We start from the raw sequence: 8,500 nt of genomic DNA, 5'->3' as shown, positions 1-8,500 counted from the left end.
CGGACTCGAGGCTCGAAATCTGATTTGGCGGCAGTCAAGTGATCCAAACCGGTATGCTGCCGTACAGCCAGAATCCGTCGTCGACAGGCTTCTCTCTGAGCGAGCGTATGAGATGAAGCAGGAGTGGGACCGGTACCGCGAGAAAGCAGAAACAGTTCGTTCGAATCTTCTACCGACACCACCGACGGAGAGTAGTTTTTGGCTTGGGTCGCTTGGAAGTGAGGAAATGAGTACAGCGCTCCAGCAGCATATGCAAACTGCGGAGGACATCGTCCAAGCGGTTATTGGAGCACCCTACGAGAATGCGACGTGGGAAACACTCCAATCTGAAATGGAGGGCTTTTTCGACGGGGCCAATGGAACTCTTTCTATCAACCTCATATTCAGTGAAAAGGCAGTTACCGTCCTCCCCGACCGATTCCCCGCTCTGATTGGAAATCAATCAGCAGACGTCACCATCAGATCGATTCCAGAGGTTGCACTCTCCTTTGATATAGTCGATACCGGAGAGACGACGATCGACATTCCGCATCCAGTGTCAGGTGAGGATCGGATTGGCGTGGTCGGGATCAAAGATTCACAGGTCGTCGCTGAGTTCGAGCAGTACTTCCAGCAACTCTGGGCTACTGCTGATCCCCTTGCTAAGTAAAACAGAGAGTGAAACCACCTAATTCGGTTAAAGTCATGGATAGAGGAAGAACATAGGACAGAGTGATTAATTCAAAATACGAGAGCCAGCCCTATGCACTGAGATGGGTGACCTCAACTTCTGACTACATACAGCTATAGAAATAGATCGTCGAATGTCCCAGATTCCTCATCAGTAGCTTCATCCGCGAAAACCGTCTGACTCGTGGTGTCTTCGAATTCATCGAGGTTCACTACCTCCTCGTCGAATCCAAGTGCATCAGCCACTACATCCGGCAGTTCCGGTCGACGAGCATCCTCGTGGCGTTGAATCCGCTCAGGCTTGACCGTATTATCGTGAACAGCCCGGAGAACTGGCACCCCCCGCAGGTATTTGAACTCATCTAATACCTCAATTCCCCGTTCAGTGAGACCGTAGAACTTGCTCGGCTGATCCCGTTTGCTTTCGTTCCCCTCAGCAATGTACGTCGTGATGAGCTCCTGATTGCTCAGTACGTCGAGCTGGTCGAGGATCGCGGATTCGCTCTTCTGAATATAGTAGCCCAACTCCGTCAACGACAACAGGTGAGCTGGATGACCCAGAATTGCCTGAAGGATATGGTGACGGGTTTCCTGAGACAATAGCTCGTGAATCTCGCGCTGTGCCTCGAACCACGACATCAGCATTACGCACGGAGAGATCAAAGAAACGATCCGACAACGTGAGCAAGCAGACGATATTCCAGCATCATACAGTTGGGTTCATCACAGCTTCTTCCGTGATTTCGAGCGATCTGGCCGCTGTCATCCGTGGTTTACTGTTGGAGAGCTGAGAGACCAAGCGAATTCAATCCCCGGTCCACGCCCGCCCCAGTGGGAAGCCAACTGGGTGCCAGATGATGTCCTCTGACTATACTATCGAATACCAACCACCGATGATACAATAGATCGATCAGTCATGAAGGACATGCTGAATCCAATCGAACGACACACGACCATTCAGAAAGACTCTCGATCGCAATATCCCGAACTGAAACCGCTAACGAGTGTATGAGCACTACCTTCGATGACAGCCTGCAACCAGACGAGAGCCAAGCACACACCAGTTTCCACGTGTCTTCTCAGGATAGCGTGTAGCTGCTACAGCTGATACCCGTCGATGGTTTCCCCAGCCGAGCGGGTAGCGACCCATCCTGCAGCGATTCCAAACACCGCCGTCAGCATCAATCCACCGAGAGTTACTATACTCACGGACACAAATACGGGGATAGATTCGGCGGTTCAATGGAGTCGAGCGCGGTGAGAGCAGCGTCACGAAGTTCGTCGAGTTCTTCGAAGAGCTGATTACCGAGACGTTGGCTGAGTTGATGCCAGCACTCCTCCGCGGGGTTCAGCTCCGGTGAACCCCGCGGCAGGTAACAGAGTTCGAGAGGCGTGTCTTCGGCGAACTCTTGGACCTTGTTCGCTGCAAAATACGGTGCGTTGTCCAGCACGACGCAAAGTTTTTCGCCGAACTCGGTCTGGAGTGTATCCAGTAACCGAACCGTGAGATCGCTCGTGAAGTTGTCCTTGCACGGAAGATAGAACGTCTCTCCATCATCGGTGATTCCGCCCAACAATTTCAGACTCTCCCACGCGCCCGACACCGGCAGTGTCGGGCGCTCTCCTTCAGGAAACCACGCATAGACGAGGTTCGCCAGCTCCTGACGAGTCTGATCAATTGCTACGACTGTGTACTCGTCGTCCAGATCGGCGAGCTTTTTTTGAAACCTTCGCGGAACGCTTCTTGAGCACGTTCGTCGGCATCGACGTACTGCGGCCGGGCTGTCTGTCGTGACAGCCCGGCCTCAGTCATCAGCCGTCGGACATGACGATCAGAGTACTGCACGTCGAACTCCTGGTCGAGATACTGCTGGGCAAGCGGAACCGTCCACGCACGCGCGTCGAAACCAGCTTCCTCAGGCAGTTCGTGGAGGTCATCCACGAACCGCCGATGTTCTGATTCGGTGAGTTTTGATGGTCGACCGGATCGAGGTTCGTCATAGACGACGTCCTCGAACGGCTCGTCGCTGAGCCGTTCGAGACGGTTGAACCATTTCGAGGCCCAAGTACTGGAAAATCCGTAGAGTTCGGCGGCCTCTCCTTGGGTTAGATCGTCGATTTCCTTGAACGTGATCGCCGCCATCAGACGCTGTGTAGCGTCAGCATCGTCGACCTCCGCCAGAACTTGGCGGAGGTCTTCAGCGGAGACGGTTTCGAGAGCCGCCATACCATCACCAATAGCCGAAGCTACGTGAATTTTTGGCCGCCAGTATATCGAGCAGTGTTCAGCGAGTTTGCCGAAGGAACCATCGAGGACAAAGAATACGATCGCGAGCGTACGACCGACGATGATCACAGCGTCGGCTACGTTCCCCAACGGAATCTCCATTTCCTCACGACTGCTGCTGCGGTCGCCGAGCACAACTCTGTGACTGGCGAAGACATCGTTCTCTATCATGGAGCTCAACAAAATGACGGAGAAGATTATCCTGACTGTCGACCAACGTTTCTTGAAGCCGCTGAAAATGCGATCAACCGATCGACCGACCAACACATGATTCGAATCAGTACACCGATTATCGACCACTCAAAGCCGGAGGTACTGAAACTTGGCGAACGCTTAGGGATCGACTGGAAAGTTACATTCAGTTGCTACAACGACGAAAGTGGAGAACCCTGTGGAGAATGTCCTGCATGTATCGAACGGGAGGAAGCGTTCGAAAAGGCAGCTATCTCCGATCCACTCGGCTCCACTGAATCGTTATAACTGAGGTCGGCTAGGTAGATCGCTCATGCACGGCCAGTAGCGAAATTAACTCCGGTCTATGCTTCACGGGGTCATCATGTCGAATCTTCCCAGTTGACTTCTGCTCGGAATTAGTAATGGTATAATAAATTGTCATGACCACGACGCTCGGTCGGCGTTCGAGGTCGTGCTTCCTCGTATTCTTGTCGAGTTCGTTGCCGCCTACCGGCGATTGGTAGTGTCTCAGAAACCTCCTTTCTGATACGTCTCTATTAGTAGTAAATACCGTACTACTCATAGTACGTATCATCGATGCCAACAACAGCCATCAACAAAGCCGGTGACCGCCACTACAAGACCACGGTCCCTCTCGAGTTCGTCGAAGGGTTCAACCTCGACGGCAAGAGATTCGAGTGATCGGTCAAGTTCGGCAACACCTTTGAACTCCAGGTGATCGACGATGAGGACTGATACTGCCGTCGGCTACATCCGACTTTCTCAGGACGGGAAGTCCCTTGCCCGGCAACGCCGGGATGTCGAGAACTACGCAACTGAGTACGGGATCGAACTGATCAGAGTCTACGACGAGGGAAAACGTAGCTCTGGATTCGATACCGATCGCCCAGAATACACTGCACTTTGTGACCACATCGCTGACGGCACTGTAGACACAGTTATTGTCCCGAACCTCTCGCACCTCTCACGTGATCGGAAAGAACGCTTGCGGCTCTTGCTCGAAGTTGATGGGCTGGTGTCGCGATCCACTCGGTCGAACTCGGCTGCGCGGTCAACCTCAATGATGACTGGGCACTCGTCCACAATCGATCCGGGCAACCACCGACGATGGCGTTTTCGCCGAGGGATTTGCTGACTGCGGCTTGGGTCACACCTAACCGGTCGGCGATTTCCTGTTGAGTGAATCCGCGTTCGTCGAGTTCACTCGCCAACATTGCCCGAGCGGTCGGCAGAAATCGTTCGACCACGATCTCATTTAGAAGTTGTAATGACATACCACTCTATCAGCCGACAATGTGCATAAATCGTGCCCCTCGACCAACATCGGACGAAGTGCCTGGTTGTTGAGCGGGACGGCCAGCTGGACGACAGGGCTTACGCTGACGTATAAACGTCCTTGTCCTCACTCGGGCGTACTCCGAGTTATCGTCGATTGTCGCCGGTGGCCACCAATTTTATAATCCAGTAGTATAACTAGGTTATTAATGGCAAAGACACAGATCCAGTCCGCCCGCGAAGGTATCGTCACGCCGGCGATCGAGCGCGTCGCCGAGCGCGAGAACCGCGACACGGAGTTCGTCCGCGAGCAGGTCGCCACGGGCGAGGCGGTAATCCCCGCGAACCATGCTCACGAGGGACTCGACCCGATGATCATCGGTCGCGAGTTCTCGACGAAGGTCAACGCCAACATCGGTAACAGCGAGACCACGAGCGACCGGACCGAGGAACTCAGGAAGCTCCACGCATCGGTCCACTACGGAGCGGACACGGTGATGGATCTGAGCACCGGCGAGGAACTTGACACGATCCGCGAGGCGAACGTCGAGCACTCGCCCGTGCCGATCGGGACGGTCCCGATCTACGAGGCGGTCAAGCGCGCGGAAAGCCCCGAGGAGATCACCCACGAGCTGCTGCTTGACGTGATCGAAAAGCAGGCCGAACAGGGCGTCGACTATATGACGATCCACGCCGGCGTTCTGATGGAACACCTCCCGCTGACTGACGGCCGGACGACGGGGATCGTCTCGCGCGGCGGCTCGATTCTCGCCCAGTGGATGGAGGAGAACGCGATGCAGAACCCGCTGTACACCGAGTTCGAGGCAATTTGCAAGATCTTCGCCGAGCACGACGTCACGTTCAGTCTCGGCGATGGACTCCGACCGGGCAGCCTCGCGGACGCGAGCGACGAAGCCCAGTTCGCGGAGCTCGACACGCTTGGCGAGCTCACTCGGACCGCGTGGGATCACGGCGTCCAGGTGATGGTCGAGGGACCGGGCCACGTGCCGATGGATCAGATCGGGGGCAACGTCGAGCGCCAGCAGGAGGTCTGTGACGGCGCGCCGTTCTATGTGCTCGGGCCGCTCGTGACCGACGTCGCACCGGGCTACGACCACATCACGAGCGCGATCGGTGCGACCGAGGCCGCCCGCGCGGGCGCGGCGATGCTCTGTTACGTCACCCCGAAGGAGCATCTCGGGCTGCCCGACGCCGAGGACGTCCGCGAGGCGCTCGCGGCCTACCGGATCGCGGCCCACGCCGGCGACGTAGCCAACGGGCTGCCTGGCGCGCGCGACTGGGATGACGCGCTCTCGCAGGCCAGGTACGATTTCGACTGGCGCGAGCAATTCGATCTCGCGCTTGATCCCGATCGCGCCCGGAATTCGCACGACCAGACACTGCCAGGTGACAACTACAAGGAAGCGCGTTTCTGCTCGATGTGTGGCGTCGAGTTCTGTTCGATGCGGATCGACCAAGACGCCCGCGACGCCGACGGCGAGATGGACGCGCTCGATACGGGCGTCGATCTCGACGCCTCGCCGGCCGCAGCGGTCAACCTCCCACCGGTGGGCACCCACGACACGAGCGCCATTCCTGAACTGCCCGACATCGACGCGGCGGCCCACGGTGAGGGCGAACCCGCCGACGACTGATCGACTCGCCTTCTTCGATTTCCGTTGTGATCCGCGACGGTGGTCGACGGCGTGGATCGTCGACGGGTGCGAGCGAGTGCCTCGATGGAGTATAAGTCGCTGGCGGGCGCATCGCACCACCGACGCTCCTACTGGAATTGCATTCCACCATTGACATTGATGATTTCGCCGTGGATATGCTGATTCTTGAGGAGATACTCGACCGTTCCAGCTATTTCGGCTGGATCGCAGGCGTACGTCGGGAGGTGGGTGTCGATGTTCTCATGGCCATGGAATTCGATCTCTTCGAGATACGCGACGATTTCGTCGTTCATCTCGGTAGTGACCGGTCCGGGCGCGATAGCGTTGGCCTGTATATTGTCCGGCCCGACTTCGCGAGCAAGCGCACGTGTGAGACCGTGGAGGCCGGCTTTACTCGCCGCGTAGCTGGTATCAACAGTGCCGCCGGTCCCACCGATACTGGAAATACTGATGATATCGCCACCAGGTTCGTCGTTTTCCCGAAGATACGGCACCGCAGCACGAGCGACGTAGAACGCTCCGGTGAGGTTCGTCTCGATGACCTCTTGCCAGTCCTCGTCAGAGAGGTCGGTAATGGGAGCCGGACGGATTATTCCAGCGTTGTTGACGACCGCATCGAGACCACTGAGGGCATCGGCTGCTTCCGCGAGCAGGTCGTCAACCGCAGTTGAATCGCGCACGTCCGCCTGGAGATCGACGGCTGTTGCGCCCTTCTGTTCGGCTTCGGCAACGACAGTAGCAGCAGCGTCGGCGGATGTGTGATACTGTACCCCGACATCGTGTGTCTCTGCGAGGTGGAGAGCGATTGAACGGCCGATGCCACGACTTGCACCGGTCACGAGAACACTCATGACACCCAGTAGGACAGCAATGGGCTAAAATCCTATTCACAAGCCTTCAGTCATACTACTTGAAATATGACATGTGGAAGACAATTGTATTTTAAGCATGCACGACAGTAATCTGATAGAAGGTGACATCAGAGATAGGTCCAACGATTTCCGTAAATCAAACGATGAAGATATGCCACATGCTAATTTTAGGGCATGCATATCAAACCGGGTGGGGTAAACCTACTGTTGGCCACGCTCTTCTATAGTACAGCGTACAGTGGAACCGCGAGATGACGAGTGATTCGCTAGTTGAATAGCCTGTATCCGTGGCTAGCGGCTGTTTCTCACTTCAGCACGTCCATTGTTATTATGTTATTCCGCCGGTCTATACAAGAGCGAACTAGTAACTATTGATCTTGGAAGGAGACCATGGCAGATCGATCTGGCGAGCCAACTCTGCGGCCTCAGTGTATGGTGAATTCGACGTTCCTCCTAGTAAAGATGAACAACCCTCATCTGTAGTTTGAGATATTGAGTCGAGAAACGCAGTACAGATGCTTTCGTTTTCGAAGAGGCCGTGTAAATACGTACCAAGAACCGACTCGGTTGCAGCACTCCGATTCCCTAGAGGGCGATCAAGCGGTGTCAGGTGTGTCGTTCGTCCCATGTGAATTTCGAATCCTGACACAGTTCCTGTGACACCATCAATTGGACCGGTTCCTGTGACTGCTACCCTCGCTTGTCGAACTTGTTTTTCCTGTGAGAATTTTGTTTTGACAGGGAGCAAATCGAATCCTCGAACAGTGTCTCCCTCCCCGGTGCCCTCGATAGCGGCGTTCGTTATCTGCTCCCCGAGCATCTGATACCCGCCGCAAATGCCAATAACTGGCCCAGAAAACCCATCGAGGGCATCGTCGAACCCGGCGTCTCTGAGCGCTAACAGGTCGTCAACGGTGTTCTTGGTCCCAGGGATGACGACGGCGTCGACCTCTGTGAGTTTCGAACGGAGTGGAACGTAGGCGACACGAACGCCGGGAACGCGAGCCAGTGGTTCGAGGTCGGTGAAATTAGCGATGTGCGGCAAGCGGGGGACGCCGATGGTCACTGCCTCCGCCGGTGGCACGCTGTCTTCGTCACCGAAGACAGCGCTTTCGTCGTCGGGCGGTAGTGAAAGGCTGTCTTCTTCGGGTAATCCGGGGTCGTCATAGGGAAGCACGCCGACCACTGGAACGCCGGTTCGTCGTTTCAGTTCCTTGATACCGGAGTCAAGGAGTGCGCTATCTCCGCGAAATTTCGTAATGACACAGCCCCGAACGCGGTTTTGTAGGTCATCCGGCATGAGTTCGAGCGTTCCGTAGAGGCTGGCGAACACGCCACCGCGCTCGATGTCGCCGAGAAGCAGGATCGATGCGTCGGCAAACTCTGCAGTCTCGACGTTGGCCAAATCACGATCGTGAAGGTTGATTTCGGCGATGCTTCCCGCCCCTTCGGCGATAATGAGGTCGTTTTCTTCCGCCAGCCGTTCGTAGGATTTTACGGAGGATTTGCGGACGCGCTCCCAATGT

At 55.9% G+C, this 8,500-nt stretch carries 8 protein-coding genes and 1 pseudogene; 4 read left to right on the top strand and 5 right to left on the bottom strand.

Annotated features, from left to right (window positions below; translation table 11 throughout):
* On the top strand, positions 1-649 hold a 649-nt coding region (locus ACP97_RS08210; RefSeq protein WP_049997358.1), incomplete at its 5' end, for a DUF7436 family protein.
* 134 nt (positions 650-783) lie between these two features.
* Here ACP97_RS08210 and ACP97_RS08205 read toward each other — a convergent pair.
* Both ACP97_RS08205 and ACP97_RS19070 read right to left on the bottom strand, forming a co-directional pair.
* Positions 784-1,308: a helix-turn-helix domain-containing protein gene (locus ACP97_RS08205; protein WP_237561133.1), complete on the bottom strand. Its 525-nt coding sequence runs from the start codon at positions 1,306-1,308 to the stop codon at positions 784-786.
* A gap of 566 nt (positions 1,309-1,874) precedes the next feature.
* A protein-coding gene (locus ACP97_RS19070; RefSeq protein ID WP_154019981.1) for an IS630 family transposase occupies positions 1,875-2,896 on the bottom strand; the annotation gives its coding sequence in 2 pieces (ribosomal slippage) (positions 1,875-2,380 and positions 2,380-2,896; 1,023 coding nt in all).
* A 24-nt stretch (positions 2,897-2,920) separates the two neighbouring features.
* On the opposite strand from ACP97_RS19070, the gene ACP97_RS08190 reads away from it, so the two are divergent.
* Positions 2,921-3,436 (top strand): 7-cyano-7-deazaguanine synthase, encoded by a 516-nt coding sequence (locus tag ACP97_RS08190; protein ID WP_336884755.1) that lies wholly within the window; start codon positions 2,921-2,923, stop codon positions 3,434-3,436.
* 439 nt (positions 3,437-3,875) lie between these two features.
* Positions 3,876-4,286: a recombinase family protein gene (locus tag ACP97_RS21270; protein WP_202593584.1), complete on the top strand. Its 411-nt coding sequence runs from the start codon at positions 3,876-3,878 to the stop codon at positions 4,284-4,286.
* Here ACP97_RS21270 and ACP97_RS19060 read toward each other — a convergent pair.
* A pseudogene (locus tag ACP97_RS19060) lies at positions 4,279-4,425 on the bottom strand (transcriptional regulator); the annotation flags it as partial. The gene ACP97_RS21270 and the pseudogene ACP97_RS19060 overlap by 8 nt on opposite strands.
* Before the next feature lie 210 nt (positions 4,426-4,635).
* On the opposite strand from ACP97_RS19060, the gene thiC reads away from it, so the two are divergent.
* The gene (gene thiC, locus ACP97_RS08185) at positions 4,636-6,081 is read left to right on the top strand and encodes a phosphomethylpyrimidine synthase ThiC (protein ID WP_049997354.1); all 1,446 of its coding nucleotides are present in this window, start codon (positions 4,636-4,638) and stop codon (positions 6,079-6,081) included.
* A 128-nt stretch (positions 6,082-6,209) separates the two neighbouring features.
* Here the strand turns inward: thiC and ACP97_RS08180 are convergent, their stop codons facing one another.
* Positions 6,210-6,953: an SDR family NAD(P)-dependent oxidoreductase gene (locus tag ACP97_RS08180; protein ID WP_049997353.1), complete on the bottom strand. Its 744-nt coding sequence runs from the start codon at positions 6,951-6,953 to the stop codon at positions 6,210-6,212.
* Between the two features lie 382 nt (positions 6,954-7,335).
* The coding region (locus tag ACP97_RS08175; protein ID WP_049997352.1) for a cobyric acid synthase at positions 7,336-8,500 on the bottom strand (1,165 nt) is incomplete at its 5' end.

This window comes from Halococcus sediminicola (assembly GCF_000755245.1).
Lineage (GTDB): Archaea > Halobacteriota > Halobacteria > Halobacteriales > Halococcaceae > Halococcus > Halococcus sediminicola.
This window is presented reverse-complemented; position numbering and strand designations above follow the sequence as displayed.

What these genes read in the sequence shown, in the direction of transcription:
- thiC (WP_049997354.1), top strand. Translation starts at nt 4,636, where the DNA reads ATGGCAAAGACACAGATCCAGTCCGCCCGCGAAGGTATCGTCACGCCG.
- ACP97_RS08180 (WP_049997353.1), bottom strand. Translation starts at nt 6,953, where the DNA reads ATGAGTGTTCTCGTGACCGGTGCAAGTCGTGGCATCGGCCGTTCAATC.
- ACP97_RS21270 (WP_202593584.1), top strand. Translation starts at nt 3,876, where the DNA reads ATGAGGACTGATACTGCCGTCGGCTACATCCGACTTTCTCAGGACGGG.
- ACP97_RS08205 (WP_237561133.1), bottom strand. Translation starts at nt 1,308, where the DNA reads ATGTCGTGGTTCGAGGCACAGCGCGAGATTCACGAGCTATTGTCTCAG.